The sequence below is a fragment of the Acidihalobacter sp. genome (assembly GCF_037381185.1).
Lineage (GTDB): Bacteria > Pseudomonadota > Gammaproteobacteria > DSM-5130 > Acidihalobacteraceae > Acidihalobacter_A.
This window is the reverse complement of record NZ_JARRQY010000006.1, coordinates 1-23066: the sequence shown is the minus strand read 5'-3', so window position 1 is coordinate 23066 and position 23066 is coordinate 1. Positions and strand designations below refer to the sequence as shown.

Genomic DNA, 23066 nt, shown 5'->3' with positions numbered 1-23066 from the left:
AATGGTGTTTAATCGGAGTTAGCGGCCATACGCGCCGCACAGAGCATCCGGCCAAGTGCCATCCTCTTCGGGGTGGCGCCACAGAACAAACACACAGCGCACGGAACTCGACAGATGACGACAGGGCTGAGAATCGGAGAAACCCGCGCAGACTCAGAACACCTGCCGGAGAGTCTCAAGATCCGCGCCGAACTGACCCGCATCCTCTACAAGCAGGCACCGCTGTCATGTCTTACGGCGATTGTGCTCGCGCTGATTCTTTGCGCCCTGCTGTGGCACTTGAACTTGGAACGCATATTGCTGCTGTGGCTGGGTAGCGTGATCGCGATCTATGGGCTGCGCATGCTGTTGGTGTTTGCTTTCATAAGAAAGGCGCCAGGTGACGCCGCTACCGAAATCTGGGCACGCCTGTACGCTTTCAGCACCTTTTTGGCGGGATTGATCTGGGGAACACTGGCTCTGATCTGGGCACCTGACTGGGCCGTTGCGGAGCAGACGATTTTGATCCTGTCCCTGGCCGGCATGGCCTCGGGGTCCGCGACGGCGCACGCCTCGCGCTTGCTCACCTATCTGGCGTTCGTTGTGCCTTCTCTACTCCCCATGATCGGCGTACTGATACTTCAGAAAGCCAACCACGATGCCTTTCTCGGGCTTAGCAGCGTTATCGTTCTGTACCTGGGCGGACTTTCTTTCCTGGCCAGAAACCAACATGCCAATTTGGTGGAAAACATCTACACCACCTTGAAAAACAGGGATCTGACCGACGAACTCAGGCACCACATCAAACGCCTCAAGGATGAAGCCCATGCCCACGAACAGGTCAGGAAAGAGCTGAAAACCCTGAACGAAACACTGGAGCAACGCGTCGCGGAACGCACTGTAGCACTCAATGCCGAAACCGGACGCAGTCTTCGCGCCGCGAATGCGCTGAAACTGGCCAACAAACGCAATCAATCGATCCTCGACGCCGCCGGCGAGGGCATCCTCGGCATCGACGAACAAGGCAAAATCACATTCATCAACCCGCCCGGGGCACACATGCTGGGGCGAGATGTACATGCACTGCTCGGCTGTTCCTATATCGACGTGCTATTCGGCGGACAGCAACACGGAGGAGCGCTGTTGATCGAAAAAACCTTGCGCGAAGGCCTTCGTCATCGGGAAGACAAGCAAAGCTTCATGAAAAACAACGGGACACTATTTCCGGTCGACTACTACAGCACGCCGGTCCTGGATATGCAGCACGCCATCGGCGCCGTCATCACCTTTGTCGACACCACCGAACGCAAGCGTGCCGAAGTTGCGTTGCAGGACAGCGAACGCCGCTTTTCAGCCATCGCCAATTCGGCCCAAGATGCGATTGCCATGCTCGACGACCGACACGAGGTCGTGTTCTGGAATCAAGCCGCCACAAGCATATTTCAGTACACCGCCCGGGAAACGATCGGGCATTCGGTCTATGACCTTTTGGCGCCGCCAGAGCTGCGCGCGAACTATACGCGCGCATTCAGCGCCCTAGCTAAACGTTCGCGCGGCAAAAAAACCGGCAAAATCATCGAAATTCAGGCGATCCGCAAGTCCGGCGAACGAATCCCTATCGAGCTGTCCATCGGCTTGATCACGCTCAACGCACGCGGGCATTTCATCCTGGTCGCGCGCGACATCAGCGAACGCAGACGTTCCGAGCAAGCCCTCGCCGCCGAACGCGCCCTCTACCAAACGCTGGTCGACAACCTACCGTTGCGCATTTTCTACAAGGATACGAAGGGAACATATCTATCTGCCAATCGGCGCTTCGTGGAAGATCTCGACATCAGCGCGGCCGAACTCCCCGGCAAATCCGATCTCGATCTTTTCCCCGCGGAACTGGCACAGATCTACCGCGCCAATGACCGCCAGGCGCTGCAGTCCGGCAGCATTCAGGAGAACGAGTTTCAGTATCGACATGGAGACGATGAGCGCTTTCTCCACACCACCGTCACGGTTCTGCAAGACGCAGTGGGAACACCCACCGGCGTACTCGGAATCATCTCGGACATCACCGATCGCAAGCGCGAGGAGCAACGGCGACAGAAGCTTGAAATCCAACTACGGCATGCGCAGAAACTCGAAGCCGTGGGCCAGCTCGCTGCCGGGATCGCACATGAAATCAACACGCCGATCCAATTCGTCAGTGACAATACGCGCTTTCTCGATGACGCGTTCAAAGACCTCGAGAAACTACTGCAGATCGACCACCGCCTGACCGCATGCGAACCACCGGAATCGCTTATCGAAGAATTGCGCAGACTCTCCCAGGACGTAGACCTGGAGTACCTGGAAGACGAAATTCCCAAGGCCATCGCACAGTCCCTGCAGGGACTTGAGCGCATCGCTCACATCGTCCGCGCTATGAAGGAGTTTTCACATCCGGGCACTGAAACCAAGATTCCGACCGACATCAACAAAGCGATCGAGACGACTGTCGAAGTTTCCCGCAACGAGTGGAAATACTACGCCGACATGGAGTTCGATCCTGCCCCGGATCTCCCGCCCGTACCGAGCCTGCCTGTCGAAATCAATCAGATGCTCCTGAATATCGTCGTCAACGCAGCGCACGCCGTCGCCGAACGGGTCGGCGATAGCGGTCAAAAAGGGCTGATCCATATTTCGACGCGAGAAACCGAGCATCATGTCGAAATCCGCGTGACCGACGACGGATGCGGCATGCCGGAAACAGTACGCAGACGAATCTTCGAACCCTTTTTCACCACCAAGGAAGTCGGCAAGGGCACAGGCCAGGGGCTGGCCATAGCCTATTCCGCCGTCGTCGACAAACATGGAGGTACTATCGACGTGAGCAGCGAAGAAGGTCTCGGAACGACATTCGTCATACGGCTTCCGCTGACAATCCCGGCTGTCGAACAGGAGCCAACATGAACAAACGCATCCTATTCGTGGACGATGACGCGGACTTGCTCAACGGTCTTCGCCGTGCGCTACGCAAGCAGCGCAAGTACTGGGATATATCGTTCGTGCAGTCGCCCCAAGAAGCGCTTGCGCTCACCGCACGCATCGCACCGGACGCCGTTGTCGCCGATATGCGCATGCCGCATATCAACGGCATCGAACTGCTATCACGCATCGGGCAACAGCATCCGACAGCCATCCGCATGATTCTGACGGGGCATGCAGACCGGGAACTCGCCGCGCGCGCGGTCGGTATCGTCCACCAGCAGATAAACAAACCCTGCGACACCGCAACGCTTGTCGACGCTCTGCAAAACGCGCTTGCCTTGCGCGACATGCTGAGCGACGAAAACCTGCGCGCACTGGTGTCCACGACGCAGTGCCTGCCAAGCCTGCCGCATATTTACCAAGAGCTACGCACGATGCTGCGCAACGAGGACACGACGCTTCCCCAAATAGCTGATCTGATCGCCGAAGACCCGCCGATGACGGCGAAACTGCTGCAATTGGTCAACTCGGCATTCTTCGGCCCCGGGCGCCGCATAGCCAGCCCGCGCGAAGCCCTCGCGATGATAGGAATAGACACTCTTCAGAGCCTGGTCCTGAACGCGGGAATCTATTCACAATTCATCGCCGATCTTCCTCAAACCGAGCTGGAACTGCTCGATGCGCTGTGGCAGCGCAGCGTCGGCATCGGTACCCTCGCTCGCCAGATCGGTGCTGCCGAAGGACTCACCGGTCAGGAACTCGACAGCTGTTTCACCGGCGGCTTGCTGCACGGCATCGGACAGCTCATTCTCACGTTCAACCTGCCCGACCAGTGGCGTCAAATCGAACAGCTTGCTCAATCACGGCACATGAGTTTCAAAGAGGCTGAAAATTCCGTCATCCACACCGACCACAGTATCCTCGGTGCATACCTGCTGTGCCTCTGGGCCCTGCCGGTAGACATCGTCGAAGCCGTCGCCTACCAGGACCGTCCGGCACAGTCGTCTCACGGCTCCTTTTGTGCGTTGACTGCGGTACACGTCGCCAAGGCACTCTACAAAACCGACGGCGACCACCTAGATTCGCCCTACCTCGAATCGCTGGGACTTGGCGACCGACTGCACGCCTGGCGGGAAATCGCCGATTGCCAAGCACGCGAAACAGGCGCGTTATCATGAATCAAAAAATCCTGCTGGTGGATGACGAAATCAACGTGCGTCAGGCCTATAGCCGCGCCTTCCACAAGCGCTTCAATCTCGATACCGCGTGCAGCGGGCAGGAAGCCCTGCACATGATCGCCACCGATGGCCCTTATGCGGTTGTGGTTTCCGACATGCGTATGCCCGGCATGAACGGCATAGAGCTGCTGCAAGAGCTGCGTATGCTCACGCCGCACACCGTACGCATCATGCTGACCGGCAATGCGGATCAGAAAACCGCCGTCGAAGCGGTCAATAGCGGTGAGGTATACCGCTTCCTGAATAAACCCTGCAGCATTGAAAAAATGGCCGAGGCGCTGCAGGACGCGTTGACTCTCTATGATCAAACCTCATCGGAACGCGAGCGCAACTCGCAGAATGCTCAGGCCGTCGAGGAACTATCCAAGCGCCTTTTGCATCAGGCGCGCCACGACGTCCTGACCGGCCTTCACAATCGCCCCGCCTTCGAAGAAACCCTGGAACAGTTGCTCGAAGCCCCGCCCTCCGCCACAGATCACGCCCTCATCTACCTCGACCTCGATCTGTTTCGCGTCATCAACACAAGCGCCGGCCCGTCCGCCGGCGATGCACTCCTGCGCCAAACCGCGCAGATACTCGCCGACGCCTGCGGTAGTCAGGACGTACTCGCCCGCACCTCCAGCGACGAATTCAGCCTGCTGCTGATGAACAGATCGATCGCCGAGGCGCAACGTCTCGGCGAAGACATCAACATCCGCCTGCATGGGATCGGTTTTCAGTGGGATGGGAAGGACTACGACATCTCCGCCTGCATGGGCATCGTACCCATCACGCAGGATGAACGGCGCAAAGCCTCCGCAGTGCTCGGCACTGCCGAAACGGCGTGCAACGTGGCAAAAGACAACGGCCGCGGCCAGTTGCATGTAAGCAGCCCCAGTGACCCAGAACTCACTCGACATTTCAATGAGATGCAATGGGTAGGACGCATCGAGCACGCCCTCCAGTCGGACCGTTTTCGGCTCTATTACCAGACCATCTCACCACTGCAGACCAATGACGAGGGAGAACACTACGAGTTGCTCCTGCGTCTGGAAGAAGCGGATGGCACGATCATCCAACCCAATAGCTTCCTACCTGCAGCCGAGCACTATCATCTCTCGCCATTGATTGACCGCTGGGTGGTCCGCACACTGGTCCGATGGCTAACGGACAATCCGCAAGCACTGCAGAGACTGTCGATCTGCTCCATCAATTTATCAGGCCACTCTCTGGGCAACGCGGAAGTACTTACCGCCATACGCGAAATTTTTCCCAATAACCACCTGCCGGCGCACAAGATCTGTTTCGAAATCACCGAAACGGCCGCCATCGCCAACCTCAACAACGCCACACAATTCATCAAGGAACTGAAACAGGAAGGCTTCCTGTTCGCGCTGGACGATTTCGGTAGCGGCTTGTCCTCTTTCGCCTATCTACGCAACCTGCCTGTCGACTATCTCAAGATCGACGGTGTGTTCGTCAAGAACATCGCCCAGGACCCTATCGACCAGGCCATGGTGCGCGCCATCAGCGAAGTAGCCCGGGTCATGCACAAAAAAACCGTGGCCGAATTCGTCGACAACGAGGAGACACTGAAAATTCTGCGCGACATTGGCATAGATTATGTTCAGGGCTACTACCTCTCACGGCCGCAACCACTCGACCAGCTCGCCGACGTCCCAGCGGAGCAGGACATGTCGAATAGATGAGCGGCTGCGCACCGAACGTCGGATTCAAACCACGCCGCTGACGCAAGCCCTCTCCCCTCTGTAGACGCCTGTGACTGGGCGAGCACCTCGCGATGCGGCCATTCGTTCGGCGCCGATTCAAGCCATTCCCGTAATAGACAGAAGACTTCTCAAACAAATACATCCATACCCAAACCATCCCCTGCAAGGCGGTGGGATACAAGTTGAAGCGAACGTTTCAAACAATTGCTTGAAACGTTCGCTTCAATCGACTAGGCTTCACCTCACTGGTCAAAAGTCCCACCGAGCAACCACGTATGCATCACCAAGACAGCGCCCGGGATCGCCTCTGCAAGGCGGCCATTGAGGTCTTTGCCCAAAAAGGCTTCAACCGCGCATCCACGCGCGAAATATGCCAAAACGCAGGCGTCAACGGCGCCGCAATCAACTATTACTTCGGCGACAAGATTTCCCTCTACCGGGAAGTCACCCGACCTCCGGCTTATCTCACCGAGGTCCCCGAAGAATTGACAGATCCCAAAACCGGCCTGCGCGAAGGACTCATCTCGTTTTTCCGACCTTTCGTCCGCACGTTGTCCGACTGGTCGATCACGCCGCACCTCCACATGTTGTTCGTGCGCGAACAAATCCAGCCCAGCGGACTGCTCGGTGAGGAGTGCAACAACGGCTTCCGCCCCCGCTACGAGAAGATGCAGGAATTCCTGTGCCGGCACTGCGGCACCGATGAGCCGGACGACAACATCAATCACCTGACCTTGAGCCTGTCCGGTATGGCGATGATGCTGTTCATGAAGCGAGACATCGTGGAAGCCTACGCTCCGTCATTGCTCGACAACGAAGCCGCCGTAGAAGCGACATTGCAACGTCTGACGGACCAAGCCATGACACTCGTCCAGGCCGAAGCAGCCCGCCGTCACAACAACAACGCCTGACCCCAGCGAGACCCCCGCATGCCCCACACGCCCCCTCATATCGCCCCGTCGCTGCCGGAGAACAAGCTTCCGCGAAGCCGTGCTCTGCCCGTGGCAGCCTCGCCACTGGCGGCCGCTCTGCTTGGTCTGAGCCTCAGCGCATGTGCCGTTGTTCCCGCGTACCAGCCGCCGGCATCCGACGCGCCGGCGCACTACACGGGCACCAAGTTGGCCAAACAAACGGCCCAGGCAGGAAGTGCCACGGGCAACAACTCGCAACGGCTGCGTTCCGGCAAGACTCCGGCCCGGTGGTGGCGACAGTTCAAATCGCCCCAACTAGACACCCTGATCCGCGACGGCTTTGAGCACAGCCCAACGCTGGCTGCCTCGCGAGCCACACTGCGCCAGTACGTCTATCTAGCCAGTGCAGCAGGCGCCGCCTACTATCCGAGCATCGGCATCAATGGCTCGGCCACTCGCCAACGCTCACCCAAGCAGGGGGCAACACCTCCGCTGATATACAACACCTTCGCCGGCAATCTCACTGTCAGCTACAACCCCGATGTGTTCGGCCGCACCGGCTACGCCAAGCAAAGCGCGGCCGCACAGGCACAACAGCGCCGCTTCGAACTGCAAGCGGCCTACCAGACGCTGGCCGGCAACATCGCCTCCACCACCATACAGGCGGCGGGTTACCAGGCTCAGATTGACGCCACCAGACACATCCTGCGTGACCGCCAACGAATGCTTAAACTCGTCGAGGAGCAATACCGGCTCGGTTCCGCATCCTACAGCGACGTGCTCACCCAGCGCAGCGAAGTCGCCAACGCCCGGGCGAGCCTGTCATCGCTGCGTCAGGCCTTCGATCAGACCCGCAATCAGCTAGCGACTCTGACCGGCCGCTATCCGTCCGACGATATGGTGCAACTGCCTCAACTCGACCGGCTGACCCTGCCGGCGGACATACCCGTCGGGCTCCCAAGCAAACTGACCCAGGAACGTCCCGACATCCGCGCCGCCGAAGCGGGCCTGCGCGCCACTTATGCGCAATACGGCCTCGCCTACGCTCAGCGTTTCCCCAGTTTCGCGATCACCGGCGCTTTCGGGCAAGGCGCTCCCAAGCTCAGCGACCTCGGCGAATCCGCCTACAATCTGTGGAACATCGCTTTGAGTGCAAGCGCTACACTGTTTGATGCCGGCGCCCTCAAAGACAAGTCGCAAGCGGCCAAGGCAGCTTTCGAGGCCAGCACGGCAAGCTATCGCTCCACCGTATTGGACGCCTTCAAGCAAGTCGCCGACGGACTACGCGCATTGAATGCCGATGCCGAAATCCTGAAAGCCCGCAAGGATGCTCTGGACTCCGCACAAGGCGCGCTCACGATCATTCATGACCAGTACCGCCTTGGCAGTGCTGACTACCAGAGTCTGCTGACGGCACAGATCAACGCCAGCCAGACCCATATCAGCTACCTTCAGGCGCTGCAGCAGCGCTACCTGGACACTGCTGCACTCTACGTTGCCCTGGGCGGTCAGGCCTGGCCTGCCGAGGATAATTCATCCACCTCTCCCACCACGCACTCCTGAGGAGCTCACTCATGGCTTCCCGCAAAACGCGCCTCGCGTTCCGCATCATTTTCATGCTTGTATTCATCGCCGTGATCTACGGTGGTGTGATCGGCCTCAACCGATTCATGGGAGCTAAGTTCCTGGCAGCGATGGCATCCGCCCCACCGCCGGCCATCACTGTGTCGGTAAGCAAGGCCAAGCAGCAAACCTGGGAGAACCAGCTCCAAGCCATAGCGACTCTGAAGGCGAAACAGGGCACCACACTGACTTCCGAGTCCTCCGGCGCCATCACCGGCCTGCATTTCAAGTCCGGCACCACGGTGAAGAAGGGCCAGTTGCTGGTGCAGATCAACGACAATGTCGCCCGTGCCCAACTCGCCGCCGATCAGGCCAAACTGATCAACGCCAAACAGGAGATTGACCGTCAGCGCAAGTTGTTCGCCCGCCAAGCGACCAGCCAGGCCTCGCTACAGTCGGCCGAAGCCGCCTACCGCGAAGCGCAAGCTGCAGTCCAGGCCGATCACGCAACGCTGGCCAACCTGCAGGTGCGCGCCCCGTTCAGCGGTCACCTTGGCCTGCGCGACGTCAGCCTCGGGCAGTACATCACCCCCGGCACCGGCATCGTCGACATTCAACAGTGGAATCCGCTACGCGTAACCTTCAACCTGCCCCAGCGCGACCTGTCCAAGCTGGCCATCGGTGACGCAGTCAAACTGAGCGTCGACGGTCTGACCGGAAAACACTTCGATGGCCGCATCACCGCGTTCGGCTCGGCCATTGACGGCAGCACCCGTACCATCGCCGTACAGGCCGAGGTGAAGAACGCCAAGAACGAGCTGCGCCCCGGCATGTTCGGCCAGGCCACCATCCGTCTCGCCGCCAACACCAACGTCGTCGCCGTACCGGCAACCGCCATCACCTACAACACCTACGGCGAATACATTTACGTGATCGAGGACAAGGGCAAGGGCCCGGTCGCCGAACAGCGCATCGTGCAGACCGGAATCGCCCGTAACGGCATGATCGCCATCACCCGTGGCGTGAAACCAGGCGAAAAAGTGGTCATCGCCGGCCAGGTCAATCTGTATCCCGGCGCACGGGTCAATATCAGCCCCGCCCCCAAAGGCATCAGCTCCCCCGACACCGCAGCCTCAAGGAACTGAACCATGTCACGGCACCTCCACAACGCGCGCTGGACCGACCTGTTCATCCGGCGTCCCGTGCTCGCCGTCACGCTCGCCACCGTGATCGCTGTGCTCGGGGCGTTCGGTCTGAGCAAGCTCACCGTGCGCGAGTACCCGAAACTCACCACGACCGTGCTGACGGTCACGACCTCCTACCCCGGAGCCAGCCCGGAGACCGTACAGAGCTACATCACCCAGCCGCTTAGCCGCGTGCTGGGCAGCGTGCCGGATCTGGACTACATGACCTCCAGCAGCAGCCAGGGTTCCTCGACCATCACGCTGAATATGCGGCTGAACACGAGCCCTGACAGTGCCCTGACCAACACGCTGACCAAGATCAAGCAGGTCGAGTCGCAGCTGCCCAAGAACAGCTTCCCACCTACGGTCAACTCCTCCTCCGGCAGTTCGACGGCGCTGATGTACATCGCCTTCTACAGTCCCGATTCAACGATGAACACATCGCAGATCGTCGACTACGTAGCGCGCATCGCGCAGCCGCTGCTGCAGACCGTATCCGGCGTCTCGCAGGCGCAGATCCTCCCCCCAGGAGCCTCCGGCGGCAACGGCAACAATCAGGCCGTGCGCGTATGGCTTAATCCGGTACAGATGACTGCGCACAACGTCACACCGGGCGATGTCGAGAACGCTCTAGCCTCACAAAACGTCATTGCCGCTACCGGCAAGACCGAAGGCAACCTGATCACCGTACCGCTGACCAGCAACCTCGGCCTCACGGCCGCCAAGCAGTTCGACGATCTGGTGGTCAAAACCGTCAAAGGCACACCGATCTATCTCAAGGATGTCGCCCGCGTCCAGCTCGGCGCACAAAGCTACACTTCCCAGTTCTACTACAACGGCAAGCCGGCTGTGGCGATCGCCGTGAACACCACGCCGTCTGCCAACGCGCTGGACGTCGCCCTGGGCGTGAGCCACAAACTCGAGGGCCTGAAGAACCGCCTGCCCCCGGGGCTCAAGGTCGGCCTGCCCTACAACGCGGCTGATTTCATCCACAGCTCCATCGAGGAAGTCGCGATCACCATCGGCATCACCCTTGCCGTGGTGGTGTTCGTCATCTTCCTGTTCCTCGGTTCGGTCCGCGCCCTACTGGTACCTACGCTCGCCATTCCTCTGTCTCTGGCAGGCGCAGGATTCTTCATGTATTTGTCTGGTTATTCCTATAACCTTTTGACATTGCTTGCTTTTGTACTAGCCATAGGCCTAGTGGTCGACGACGCCATTGTCATGGTGGAGAACGTTCACCGACATATCGAGGAAGGCCGATCGGGTTTCCAGGCCGCGGTTCTGTCGGCCCGCGAACTCAGCCTGCCGATCATCGTCATGTCCACCACGCTGATCGCCGTGTACCTGCCGGTGGCTTTCTCCGGCGGCCTTAGCGGCATTCTGTTCACAGAGTTCGCCTTCACCATTGTGTTCGCCGTGGTCCTCTCCATGATCATCGCGCTCACGCTGTCGCCGGTGCTGAGCGGCGCGATTCTGCGCAGAACGCCGGAGCACGGTCTGAACCACGCGCTGAACGCCGCCTTCGACAAGCTCAACCACTGGTTCGACCGCTCGCTGCACAGTTTTCTTGAGTTCCCCAGCGTCGGCCTGCTGTTCATCATCGCGACGTTCATCGCGCTCTATTTCATGTTTACCGGCGTACGTCACGAACTATCGCCACCGCAGAACAGCGGCATCATCTTCACCATCGGCACCGCCCAACCCAATGCCGCACCCGGCTACCTGGAAACATACGGATCCCAGGTGCTGAAGGCGATGGACAAGTTCCCCGAGAAGCAACGCACCTTCATGGTCACCGGCTTCAGCCCCACCGGGGCCGGCAACAACGCCCTGATCACCGGCATGCAGCTCAAGCCGTTCAGTGAACGCACCAAGACCGCCACCGACCTCAAGCCGGAGGTGCAGCATGCGCTCGGCGGCATTGCCGGGCTCAAGGGTGCCGCGTTCACCCCGCCGCCGTTGCCGGGCTCGGCCGGCTTGTTCCCGATCGACTTCGTGATCACCTCATCCTCGTCCTACAAGGATCTCGACCACATCGCGAATCAGGTACTTGCCAAGGCTCGACAAAGCGGCAAGTTCCTGTTTCTACAGAAGGACCTCAAGGTCGACCAGCCGCAACACGAATTGGTGGTCAACCGCAAGATGGCCGCCAACCTGGGCATCAGCATGAGCGAGATCGCCAACAGCCTGCAGCCCATGCTGGCCGGAGGCTATGTCAACCGCTTCATCATGGACGGCTACGCCTATCAGGTCATTCCAGAAGCGCCGATGAACTTCCGCGACACCACCAAGTCGCTGGAGCAGATCCACGTCCGGGCGGCCAACGGCGCGCTGGTACCGCTATCTACGCTGGTCAGCTTCAAGACCAAGGTCATTCCCGAGAGCCTGCCGCAGTTCAACCGGCTGAACAGCGTCAGCATCCAGGGCGTGCCTTTTCCGGGCGTTTCGGATGGCGAAGCACTCAACCTCCTGAAGCAAACCACGCATGAGATCTCGCCGACCTCGGCAATCAACTACGCCGGCGCCTCGCGGCAGTTCATCGAACAAGGCAACACGTTCATGGTCTCCGTGGTACTCGCACTGATCCTGATCTACCTGCTGCTCTCGGCGCAGTTCAATAGCTTCCGCGACGCCCTCATCGTCATGTTCGCCGTGCCCATGTCAGCTGCCGGTGCGCTGCTATTCATGACGCTCGGCTTCGCCAGCCTGAACATCTACACCCAGATCGCCCTGATCACCCTGATCGGCCTGATCACCAAACAGGGCATTCTCGTGGTGCAGTTCGCCAACGACCTGCAGGAAAGTGAAGGCATCGGCCTGCGCGAAGCCGTGGAGAGAGCCGCCAGCATCCGTCTTCGGCCCATCCTTATGACCACGCTGTCGATGGCGCTCGGCGTGATCCCGCTGATCATCGCCACCGGTTCCGGCGCGCCGCCGCGCAACCAGCTCGGTATCGTCATCGCCACCGGCCTTGGCATCGGCTCCCTGTTCAGCCTGTACATCGTGCCGTTGATGTACCTATACCTGTCCAAGGATCACGCCAAGATCAAGGCGAACGAAGATGCCCAGCAGCGTGACCTAGACCGCCTCACCGCGGAAGAGGAAGGCGAGAACTGAGGCAAACGCCCTCGCGGCAACAACGATCGGCCGGGAAATCCCGGCCGATCTCGTTCCGCACGGACTGGATGCGTAATACGCGGCTGTTTCGACACACGCGGTCGGAGCGATCGCAATAAATTATGGAGTGCTTCCAATGAGGTTGACTTGGCGTGCCCTGCTGTTCTGTGTGCTACTGAGTGGTAGCGGTGCCGCTGCGGCTACGGGTACGACCTACGCTGAAGGCTATGCCGACGCCTTGCTGCAGCAGATTCTGCACTGGCAGCCCGGCAGCTATCGGATCGGCATTCGCGGCGGGACCCTGCAAGTGACGCCGCCGCCAGGCTCGAAGGACCCCGTTGCGAAAGTCCAGAAGACGCTCGAGTCGGTGCCCGGCGTACAGGCCGTACAGGTATTGAAGGGCCCCGAGGTTGCAGGAACGGGCTCCATCGACCTGCCTTGGCTGCATCTAGCCGGCGGGTCCTTCTTCCCCCGCGGCGATCTGTTCCGCCCGCTCATCGCCGACCCCAAAGAACCGCGATTTTTCACCAGCTATCGCGTGTACTGGACTCCGTATGGAACGTATCACCTGGGCGCCGTCGGCTACGGTGGAACCCTGGGCCTGTATCGGTGGGCGCAGGGACCCGCCGGGGGTCAGCTTCAGGTGGATTTCGCAGCCGGTGCATTTTCGCAGTTCAACCTCGACGAGGCCTCGCCGCAGCTTCTCAACACCGATTTCACAGTCGGCATACCGGTAACGTGGCGCCACGGTTCCAATTCAATGCGGGTGTCGTTCTACCATCAGAGTTCTCATCTCGGGCCTCGGTTCTTCGCGCAATACCGTCCGACCGACTATGCACTGAGTTACGAAGCCCTGAGCGCCCTGTGGTCGCATGAATGGGGACCCTGGCGCGCGTACGGCGGCGGAGCCTACCTGCTGTGGCCGACTCCCAGCGACCTGAAGCCGGTGCAGCTCCAGGGCGGTATCGAATTTCGTGGACAGCGTATTCTATGGGGGTTTGCCAAGGTAATCGCCGGTCTGGACATCAAAAGCTGGGCCGAAACCGATTGGAATCCCGACGCCAGCCTCAAGCTAGGATTGCAGTACGCCGGCTTCAATCCCGCGCACCGCACGCTGAGCGTCATGCTTGAGGCGTACAGCGGCCGCATGCCTCATGGACAGTTCTACAAGTTCACCGCAGGGTATGTCGGCATAGGGGCATATCTGGGCTTCTGAGTGTCGGTTCGTGCTTGCTCAAAAACCCATGGGCACGCCTCGTTGCCGTGTCTGCCCGAAGACGATGAAAAGGGAACGCGACAAAAAATCATGCTCCGCTGCGAGGCTCGCCTGCAGGGGCGCGCCGGCCGGCGACGCTGCGACCCACTGCCACCGCCGCAACCACCCACAGCGCAAACAGCCAAGTACTCCAGGCGACCGGCTCACCCAGCAGCGCCCATGCCGCCATCAGCGTGAAGAACACCTGCAGCAGCTGCACCTGCGAAGTCCGCGCCACTCCCGCCAGAGCCATGCCGCGATACCAAGCGAAGAATCCCAACCACTGACTTACCAGCGCAAGATACAAAAAGCCCGTCCAGGCCGACCACGGCGCCGCATGCCGCGGCCAGTTGAGTACCGCCGGAATCAGCAGCAACGGAGCGGCGAACACCAGGGCCCAGGAGATCACCTGCCAACCGCCCAGCTCCCGCGCCAGACGGCCACCCTCGGCGTAGCCGAATGCGGCGAAGAACACCGCCGCCAGCAACGTCCAGTCTCCGGTGCCGAGCAGCGTTCCGCCACGCCCCGCCGCATAGGCAATCACGCCAAGACTGCCCAGCACTGCCGCAATCCAGAATGCGCGAGGTGGACGCTCACCTGCGCGCCATGCGCCGGCAGCCGCCGTGACCAGGGGCAACAGGGCCGCCATCACACCCGCCTGTACCGCCGATAGATGTACCAGCGCCTCCGCGCTGAGCCAGGAGAACCCCGCCACCACGCCTATTGCCACCCGCGCCAGAGCCGGCCAATGGCGCCGTTGCGGCAGCCGCTGGCGAGTAGCTAGCAGCAGCACGGAGGCACACAGCGCCGCGACCACAGCCCTGCCGGTGCCCACGAAGGTCGGCGGAAGCCCCTGCAAGGCAAATCTAAGCGCGGGGAACGTCAGACTGAACGAGGCCACCCCGAGCAAAGCCCACGCCAGACCGGACTTTTCGTTATCCCGCGACATAACGGCATCCTTCCAAATGATGAAGGTTCACCATAACCGCCGGCCAATTTTCATTACAGATCCAGTTTTTTGAGATTAATACGGCACAGAATAATTTGCTCTGCTACTGTATTGCACAGCAATCCAGCACAGTACGGATCCCATGCCCCATCTCTATGAAACCGTTGCCGCCGAACTCGAAACCCGCATCGAGAACGGCAGCTATCGCCCCGGTGACCGTCTGCCCGGCGTACGCCGCCTGAGCACGCAGTTCCAGGTCAGCATCTCCACCGCTGTCGAAGCCTGCCGACTGCTGGAGGACCGGGGCCGTCTCGAAGTCCGTCCCCGCTCCGGCTACTACGTATGCGCCGCGCGCCCGCAACCCCGGCACGAACCCTCGGTTTCGCACCCTCCCGACGAACCCCATGCGGTAACCGGCCAACATCTGGTGCTGCAAATCGCCCGCGCGACCAATGATCCAGGCAACGTACAGCTCGCCGCCGCCGTACCCGACGTCTCCTTCCTGCCTACCGCCGCGGTGAACCGGGCGATGGCCGAAGCCGCGCGCAAACACGCCGCCGAAGGCTCGCGCTACGAGTTTCCCCCGGGCAACCCTGCCCTGCGTCAACAGATAGCCCGCCGCATGGCAGACCTGCGTTGCGCCGTCGGCCCCGAGGACATCATCATCACCAGCGGTGCACAGGAGTCGCTCACGCTCGCACTGCATGCCGTCAGCAAGCCCGGTGACGTCGTCGCCATTGAATCGCCGGCTTTCTACGGGCTGCTGCAGGTCATCGAGGCCTCCGGCCTGCAGGCTCTCGAGATCCCCACCCACCCGAGCGAGGGCATCTCGCTCGAAGCCCTGCAGCTCGCCGTCGAGCGCTGGCCCGTGGCGGCCTGCGTCGTGGTTTCCAACTTCAGCAATCCGCTCGGTTTCTGCATGAGCGACACGCGCAAGCAGGCCTTGGTCGAACTGCTCAGTGCACGCGGCATTCCGCTGATCGAGGATGACGTTTACGGAGAACTGGGATTCGGCGTGAACCGCCCCGGCGTTGCCAAATCATGGGATATCGGCGGCGGCGTGATCTACTGCAGTTCGTTTTCCAAGACCTTGTCGCCCGGCATGCGGCTAGGTTGGATCGTCCCCGGTCGCTATCGGGACAAGGTCGAATACGACAAATATCTGCTCAACCTGGCCAGTGCCACCCTGCCCCAATTGGCCATTGCCCAACTACTCGAACGCGGTGGCTACGACCGTTACCTGCGCCAGGTCCGCCGACAGTATGCTGCCGCCGTCGCCCGGGTCAGCGACGCAGTCGAGCTGTTGTTCCCCACCGGCACCCGCGTCAGCCACCCTCGGGGCGGCTTCGTGCTCTGGGTGGAGATGCCGCCTCAGGTCAATGCCCAAACCCTGCACCGCTTGGCTCTGGAGGAAAATATCATCATTGCCCCCGGAGCCATCTTTTCCGCCAGCGGGAAATATCCCCATCACATCCGCCTGAACTGCGCCCTACCATGGGATACGCGCCTGCAGGCCGCCTTACGCCGCCTCGGCGAACTGGCAACTCGGCTGGCAGAGACGGAAAAAAACTCATCCCTGCTTTGTTGATACGGGTTGATACGGGTTGATACGGGTTGATACGGGTTGATACGGGTAGATACGGCAAGTCGAACAGTCATCTGCGCAAAGCCCTACCGCCCGATCAAGGCAATGTAATGACGAGACTGGCTGTACGCGCCGGCATTTGCACCACATCGTGATACGCCGCCAGACGATGATCGATATCGCCGTGCAGACTCAGGCGCATGGCGGAATAGCTCAAGAGCCCCACCACCGCCAGCACACCCGCGGCGCCCCACAAAGGCACCGTCCGGCGCAATGCGTGAACCACCTTGTCCGGTGGCTCCCAATGCGGAGCGAAACCGCTGCGCTTGCCCTTCAGATAAACGATTTCGTCACCCAGACGAGCAGTAAGGTAACCGAGCTTTTCCGTACCCTCGAGGCGGTACTGGCCTTCGAATCCCAACAGCAGACAGAAATAGCACACCTCAAGGGACTGGAGCCGCACAGCGCCCTGCGCACGTAGCTGCTCCAAACGCACGAAAAAATTCTCCCCCGCGAGATGATCACCGAACAAAGCCAGCTGCAGCGGCTCACGTGCCCACTCCTCGCGAAAACTGCAGGACGAGCTAAGAAGGACCTCGTCCACCAGTGCACAGTAGGCATACTTCGCCGCGTGCACATCCTCGGCGGGGATCCCCTGCCGACTGGCGGCCCGCTCCATATTGGCAAGGAATTTACGTACTTCAGTGGCGAACGCTTGCGCTTCCTGAGGGACCTGCCCACGCTTGATCAGCAGGAGCATGTAAAAGCCGTCGGACATCAGGTCGAGCAGAGTCCGCGGCATTTCTTCGGCCAGAGGCGCGCCCGCCCCTGCCGGAGTGGTAATAGTGGGTGTTTTATTCATGAGGTCACTGCCATCAGTTCAAGCTTGAGTTCCGGGATGCCCGTAGGCACGTAGATCATGATCGATTGCGACTTCAGCATGCGTTCGTAAAGCGGACCTCGCGCCTCGATCGCAAAATAGGTGCTTCCCGGTCGAACCGGGATCGCCGCGGGGACCTGCGGCGCATGGCTGAGCTTGACTCCCGCCAGCGCAGACAACACCGCCTTTTCCACATCGTCGGGTGCACCGACCTTGAAACGCACAGGCACCACGCTGACCAGTTCCGCGGGCGGTATCGCGGCATTGACCGCAAGATAAAAGGTTGCGCTCTCGTCGATCCGTTGCGAATCGAGATGGCCCAGATGGTACGACGGCCGCACCTCCGTAAGCGCAATGCCGAAGTAGCGCGCCGAGATGACGACATCGACCAATTCCCGAATGATTCCGAACAGTTTGTCGAAGCCGGCTCCGGAATCCGCGTGGTTGTAGGCGGGAAGATCGGACAGTTGATATGCAGGCGAAAAGGTCAGCAACGCGCCGGCCAGACGCAACAATTCCTGATATAGGCGTTCGGGTGCCAGTCCCGGGTTCTGGTAGATATGCGCCAACGAAGCGAAAGCGCTGTTCACCGTATGCAGCAACCAGAAAGACGCAATGTCGCCGGAGCGAAATTCAATCACGTGCTGCGACGGCTCGCGATGCAATCCATACAGTGCCTGCGCCTTGGCCTCCAGCGCATCGAGCAGACGACGCAACTGCAGGAACAGGCCGGGTGCGGCCCGTAAGCTGACGACGGGGGGGATATGGCGCATGTCCAGCTCGAACCCCCCCGTACTGTTGCGGCGCAACCGGGCGAGCGGCACGTCGATGAACGCATCGCGCGGCTGATCCTCCGTAAGCAGGCGTACCGCCTTCTTGAGGTAGACCAACTCCGCTTCGGCCGCATCGGAATAAACGTCCGGTGTCTGCATGCTGTCCTGCACATAACGAACCGCGCCGTCGATCGTGTCGGCGGAACAGTTGCCGCCGTACTCCTTCAGCAAGGGCATCGCCAGATAGACGGTCACCTCCTGCGTGCCTTCCGGAAGTGCATCCAGGGAAATCGGCGGGGGCAGCTCATCGCCATCCGGTGCGTTGTACAGCTCGCCATCAGGGAAAATCACCGACAGTTGCAAGGGGCGCAGCACACCGGTTGCGAGACTCTGAGTATCGAAACGGACCTGGCGTACGCCCCAGCCATAGGGATGCAGAGCCTGGCTGATTTCATGCAGGCGCGCCTCGTGGTACGCATCCTGGCGTTGGAAGTGCTGCGGGCGCAGGAACAGGCCTTCACCCCAGAATAGCTTCGCTGCTTGACTCACGCTGACCTCAACTCGATTCGAAAATTATTGATGCAGCACTTCAGCCGATCCCGACCGCAGCCGCTCCACAATCCGTCCCTTATCAATGATCCGCTGGCGTCGCCCTGCATCACGAGCCCGCCGATGGGCAGTGCACGGAAGCCAGGGAACCCGCATTGTCAGGCAGTGCGGTCACCAGCGCACCGCTGGTGGAAGACATCGCGCAGGCGTGCATACCCAAGGTAATGCCCGCCTGCGACGAGCGGGCCGTATCGTAGGCAAAGCGCCAACGCAGGGATGACGGCGAGCGGAACAGCGCCACGACTCCCAGATAGCGCGCGGTCGCAGGCAGATGCTCGACGCTGACATAGCGTTGATCCGGCAGCAGCAGCATCTCGCGGCTGTCGATCAAGTCGTCTCCGAGCGCGGAGCGGACTTTCTTCTTGCTCAGGAAAGTGTCGAACGACATCGCATTGAAGCGGCTCAAGGAGCGCAGATAGTAGACCTTGACCACCAGCGCGAGCGCCTTGTCGCCGTTTCCGGCATTCAGGTTCCTCGCCGTGAAAATCCGCATCTGCAGCTGCTGCCCGGCGGGTTCGCTTTTCTTTTCCAGACCGACCGCCTGCAGAATTTTAGACACGATGCCTACCGACTTCGACACCGTCGAACTCACCTCCCCCGCCTGAGTCACCGCGCTATCGGCAGCCTGCGGCGTGACGCCGCTGCTTGCGCATCCGGCCAGGGCCGACGCCAGAACCAAGCTGCCGAAACCGACTAGGAAACGGCGATAACCGGAATAAATGACCATTGGACAAATAACGTTCCTAGTTGGAAATGAACGACTGCGCCGAGCGGACAACGGCCAGCTCGCAAATCAACACAGTAGAGAAGGAAAGCCTCACGCCCCAGTTCCCATCCGTTTGCCCGTACCTTCGCGATCCTCCATCACTCCTCTCCCTTGAACCCGTTGGGACCTTGTGTCCGTGCCTGTCTTCTTCACGTGCTGAAGCATTTTTTACTTGCATCAGGCGGCACAATCATATACTTCTATTGTGGAATTTGTCGCCTACTTATTGTGTGGACTTGGACTCGGACTGGCGCAACGTGCGTCTCAAGCGGCGATCAAACAACGGAGAACAAGGGAGTTCGCTGGTGAACCCTCGTGTAGGAATCACTTTTTTGCTGTTGTTCATGATTACGGCTCTGGCCGGCTGTGCGTCGATGCAGCAATCGGGGAAATCCGCTGCGAGTCCCTACGATCAGCTGATGCAGCAAGCCGATGCGCTGTACAAGGCGGAAGACGTGGAAGGGGCCAAAACGGTCTACCGCAAAGCGGCCGACGCGGATCCGACGCGCGCTCAGCCCTGGTATCAGCTGGCCAAGATCAATTTCGACCAGCAGAACTACGGCCGCGCCATCGTCGACGCGCAGGAAGTCCTGAAGCGCAATCCCACCGACCCGAACGCCGAAAGCATTCTGACCGTTGCCGGCTTGCGCGTCGCGGTGGAGGCGTTGAGCCATCTCCATGAGGAGACCAATGTGCACGGGCCCGCACACGTGGAAGCCAGGAAACTGGCGGCAAAGATGCGCGAAACACTCGGTCAGAACGTGTTGGTTCCGCCCGCAGCAAAACCCAGGCGCACGTACAAACGCCCCTCGTCTAGCAAAAAACGGCGCACCGTGCAGCGCGCCACCCCCGTGCCGATTCCCGACACGTCCAAGTCTGCGCAAACAAATTCCTCGTCCGGCAGCAACCCGTTCCAGTCCCTGCCAGGCGGAGGACAGTAGTTCCAAGGTGCCCGGTACTCAGGCCAATCATTTCTCGGAGATATACCCATGGCGAAAAAGGAAAGCATCCAAAAACGCCTGCAGAAAGTGCGTCCGCCGCGTGTTCAGCTGACTTACGACGTTGAAAAGGGCGATGCGATCGAGCAGAAGGAACTGCCCTTCGTGGTAGGCGTGTTGGGTGACTTCAGTGGCGCCCCGGAGCAACCCCTTCCCCGCTTGCGGGACCGCAAGTTCATCAACATCGACCTCGACAACTTCGATGACGTCATGGCCGCCATGACGCCGCGAGCCGCCTATCGCGTGCCGAACACGATTGGCGGAGAAGGTGAGTTCGGCGTGGAACTGAACTTCAAGTCCATCGACGACTTCCGGCCCGAATCCGTCGTGCAGCAGGTGGAGCCACTGCGCAAGCTGCTCGATGCGCGCAACAAGCTGGCCGACCTGCGTAACAAGCTGGCCGGCAACGAAAAGCTGGAAGACATCCTTAGCGAAGTGCTCACCAATACCGAGCAGCTCAAGCAGATCGGCACCGAGTCGGATGAGGAACAAGCATGAATACCGAAGCAGCCAACAGTCAGGCCAGCCAGGACGCTCCGGCCGAATCCGTTGATCTGCTCGATCAGATCGTCGAACAGAGCCGGGTCGCGAAATCCAGCGCCGAGCATCAGCGCGCCAAGGACATCATCTCGGAACTCGCCCGCGAAGTGATGAGCGGCACCGTGGTCGTGTCGGACAACCTCAACCGCACTCTCGACTCGCGCGTGGCCGAACTGGACCGAATGATCTCCGAGCAGCTTAGCGCGGTTATGCACGCGCCCGAGTTCCAGCAGTTGGAGGCTAGTTGGAGAGGCTTGCATTACCTGTGCGAACAGACTTCCACCGGCGCCATGATGAAGCTCAAGGTATTCAATGCCTCGCAAAAGGAATTGAACCGCGACTTCCGCTCCGCGCTCGACTTCGATCAGAGTTCCCTGTTCAAGAAGATCTACGAAGAGGAGTTCGGCACCTTCGGCGGCGCCCCCTTCGGCGCCCTGCTCGGCGACTATCACATCGGACGCCAGCCCGAAGACATGTACTTCATCGATCAGATGTCGCATGTTGCGGCTGCGGCGCACGCTCCGTTCATCAGCGCCGCCTCGCCCGAGCTCATGGGTCTGGAGAGTTTCGCCGACCTCGGCAAGCCGCGCGATCTGGCCAAGGTGTTCGACACCGTGGAATACGCCAAATGGAAGTCGCTACGCGACTCCGAGGACAGCCGCTACGTCGGTCTAACGCTTCCGCACTATCTTGGCCGCCTGCCCTACAACCCCGTAGACGGCACCCCCGTGGAAGGCTTCAACTTCGTCGAAGACGTCGACGGCACCGACCACTCGAAATACCTCTGGTGCAACACCGCATATGCCTTCGGCGCACGCCTGACCCACGCCTTCGAAGACTTCGGCTGGTGTGCGGCAATCCGCGGCGTCGAAGGCGGCGGCCTGGTCGAGGACCTGCCGACGCACACGTTCCATACCGACGACGGCGAGGTCGCGCTCAAGTGCCCTACCGAAGTCGCGATCACCGACCGCCGCGAAAAGGAACTCAGCGACCTCGGATTCATCCCGTTGGTACATTGCAAGAACACGGACTATGCGGCGTTCTTCGGCGCACAATCGGCGCAGAAACCCCGCAAATACAACACCGATGCGGCCAATGCCAATGCGTCGCTCTCCGCGCAGCTGCAATACATCTTCGCCGTTTCGCGCGTAGCGCACTACCTCAAGGCCATGATGCGCGACAAGATCGGCAGCTTCGCATCCGCATCCAACGTCGAGTCCTTCCTCAATCGTTGGATCACCCAGTACGTGCTGTTGGACGACAACGCCACTCAGGAGGCCAAGGCCCAGTTCCCGTTGCGTGAAGCGTCCATCCAGGTGTCGGAAGTGCCGGGCCGCCCCGGTGCTTACCGCGCGGTGGCTTTTCTGCGTCCGCACTACCAGCTCGACGAGCTTTCGGTATCCCTGCGGCTCGTAGCGGAGCTACCCGCCTCGGCCAAAGGCTAAACCTTCATCCGAGGCAATTTGAAAACGTACCCGCTCGACCGGTACGTCAGTTCGTTAACCCTAGTTTTTCAACCCTCGCGTCAAGGAAGCAACGATGAAGGATATCTACATTAAGTTCAGTGGCCCGGACATCAAGGGCGAGTCCGCCGACAAGGACCACACCAGCTGGATCGAAGCCAGCTCCTGGGCCCACAACATTGCACAGCCCAAGTCGGCAACGGCCTCCACCGCCGGTGGCTTCACTGCGGAGCGCTGCGAACATGGCGACATGGAGTTCACCAAGGACATCGACGTGGTCAGCCCGCAGCTGTTCCAGGCCTGTTCCGGGGGTACCACCTTCGGTGACGTGCAGATCGACTTCATGCGTGCCGACGGAGACGGCAAGCGCGTGAAATACCTGGAAATCCAGCTCAAGAATGCCATCGTCGCCAACGTTGCCCCCTCCGTACGGGACGAAGGCCTGCCCACCGAAACCTTTGCGCTGAAGTACGCCGCGGTGCAGTGGCGCTACACGCAGCAGAAGGTCGGCGGCGGCCAGGGCGGAAGCTCGCAAGGTGCCTGGAGCCTGACCAAGAACGACAAGACCTTCAGCGCTTGATCGTTT

At 60.4% G+C, this 23066-nt stretch carries 17 protein-coding genes; 13 read left to right on the top strand and 4 right to left on the bottom strand.

Annotated features, from left to right (window positions below):
* Positions 1–114 precede the first annotated feature (114 nt).
* From P8014_RS02800 to P8014_RS02765, 8 genes are all read left to right on the top strand, one after another.
* On the top strand, positions 115–2919 hold the full coding sequence (locus tag P8014_RS02800) for a PAS domain S-box protein (protein WP_337815786.1): 2805 nt from the start codon (positions 115–117) through the stop codon (positions 2917–2919).
* Complete coding sequence (locus P8014_RS02795; protein WP_337815785.1) at positions 2916–4115, top strand: response regulator; 1200 nt, start codon at positions 2916–2918, stop codon at positions 4113–4115. The genes P8014_RS02800 and P8014_RS02795 overlap by 4 nt, the downstream gene beginning before the upstream one ends.
* Positions 4112–5863: an EAL domain-containing protein gene (locus P8014_RS02790; RefSeq protein ID WP_337815784.1), complete on the top strand. Its 1752-nt coding sequence runs from the start codon at positions 4112–4114 to the stop codon at positions 5861–5863. Before P8014_RS02795 ends, P8014_RS02790 begins: the two co-directional genes overlap by 4 nt.
* A gap of 296 nt (positions 5864–6159) precedes the next feature.
* Positions 6160–6795 carry a CerR family C-terminal domain-containing protein gene (locus P8014_RS02785; RefSeq protein ID WP_337815783.1) on the top strand — a complete coding sequence of 212 codons (636 nt, stop codon included), beginning with the start codon at positions 6160–6162 and terminating at the stop codon, positions 6793–6795.
* A gap of 18 nt (positions 6796–6813) precedes the next feature.
* The gene (locus P8014_RS02780; RefSeq protein ID WP_337815782.1) at positions 6814–8358 is read left to right on the top strand and encodes an efflux transporter outer membrane subunit; all 1545 of its coding nucleotides are present in this window, start codon (positions 6814–6816) and stop codon (positions 8356–8358) included.
* 11 nt (positions 8359–8369) lie between these two features.
* The gene (locus tag P8014_RS02775) at positions 8370–9503 is read left to right on the top strand and encodes an efflux RND transporter periplasmic adaptor subunit (RefSeq protein ID WP_337815781.1); all 1134 of its coding nucleotides are present in this window, start codon (positions 8370–8372) and stop codon (positions 9501–9503) included.
* 3 nt (positions 9504–9506) lie between these two features.
* Positions 9507–12662: an efflux RND transporter permease subunit gene (locus tag P8014_RS02770; RefSeq protein ID WP_337815780.1), complete on the top strand. Its 3156-nt coding sequence runs from the start codon at positions 9507–9509 to the stop codon at positions 12660–12662.
* A 136-nt stretch (positions 12663–12798) separates the two neighbouring features.
* Entirely contained in the window at positions 12799–13878 is a 1080-nt protein-coding gene (locus P8014_RS02765; RefSeq protein ID WP_337815779.1) for a DUF1207 domain-containing protein, read from the top strand.
* An 88-nt stretch (positions 13879–13966) separates the two neighbouring features.
* Here P8014_RS02765 and P8014_RS02760 read toward each other — a convergent pair whose 3' ends face one another.
* Positions 13967–14866: a DMT family transporter gene (locus tag P8014_RS02760; protein ID WP_337815778.1), complete on the bottom strand. Its 900-nt coding sequence runs from the start codon at positions 14864–14866 to the stop codon at positions 13967–13969.
* Between the two features lie 142 nt (positions 14867–15008).
* On the opposite strand from P8014_RS02760, the gene P8014_RS02755 reads away from it, so the two are divergent.
* Complete coding sequence (locus P8014_RS02755) at positions 15009–16454, top strand: PLP-dependent aminotransferase family protein (RefSeq protein WP_337815777.1); 1446 nt, start codon at positions 15009–15011, stop codon at positions 16452–16454.
* 94 nt (positions 16455–16548) lie between these two features.
* Here P8014_RS02755 and icmH read toward each other — a convergent pair whose 3' ends face one another.
* The 3 genes from icmH to tssJ all read right to left on the bottom strand — a co-directional run bounded on the left by icmH (position 16549) and on the right by tssJ (position 19440).
* Positions 16549–17313, bottom strand: coding sequence for a type IVB secretion system protein IcmH/DotU (gene icmH / locus P8014_RS02750; protein WP_337815776.1), 765 nt, complete (start codon positions 17311–17313; stop codon positions 16549–16551).
* Positions 17310–18653: a type VI secretion system baseplate subunit TssK gene (gene tssK / locus P8014_RS02745; RefSeq protein WP_337815775.1), complete on the bottom strand. Its 1344-nt coding sequence runs from the start codon at positions 18651–18653 to the stop codon at positions 17310–17312. The genes icmH and tssK overlap by 4 nt, the downstream gene beginning before the upstream one ends.
* A gap of 109 nt (positions 18654–18762) precedes the next feature.
* Positions 18763–19440, bottom strand: a complete 678-nt coding sequence (gene tssJ / locus P8014_RS02740; RefSeq protein ID WP_337815774.1) for a type VI secretion system lipoprotein TssJ — start codon at positions 19438–19440, stop codon at positions 18763–18765.
* 371 nt (positions 19441–19811) lie between these two features.
* On the opposite strand from tssJ, the gene P8014_RS02735 reads away from it, so the two are divergent.
* The 4 genes from P8014_RS02735 (at position 19812) to P8014_RS02720 (ending at position 23060) form a co-directional block, all read left to right on the top strand.
* Entirely contained in the window at positions 19812–20420 is a 609-nt protein-coding gene (locus P8014_RS02735) for a hypothetical protein (protein WP_337815773.1), read from the top strand.
* Between the two features lie 48 nt (positions 20421–20468).
* Positions 20469–20975 (top strand): type VI secretion system contractile sheath small subunit, encoded by a 507-nt coding sequence (gene tssB / locus P8014_RS02730; protein ID WP_337815772.1) that lies wholly within the window; start codon positions 20469–20471, stop codon positions 20973–20975.
* Entirely contained in the window at positions 20972–22462 is a 1491-nt protein-coding gene (gene tssC / locus P8014_RS02725; protein ID WP_337815771.1) for a type VI secretion system contractile sheath large subunit, read from the top strand. Before tssB ends, tssC begins: the two co-directional genes overlap by 4 nt.
* Before the next feature lie 94 nt (positions 22463–22556).
* On the top strand, positions 22557–23060 hold the full coding sequence (locus P8014_RS02720) for a type VI secretion system tube protein Hcp (RefSeq protein ID WP_337815770.1): 504 nt from the start codon (positions 22557–22559) through the stop codon (positions 23058–23060).
* Positions 23061–23066: the final 6 nt, after the last annotated feature.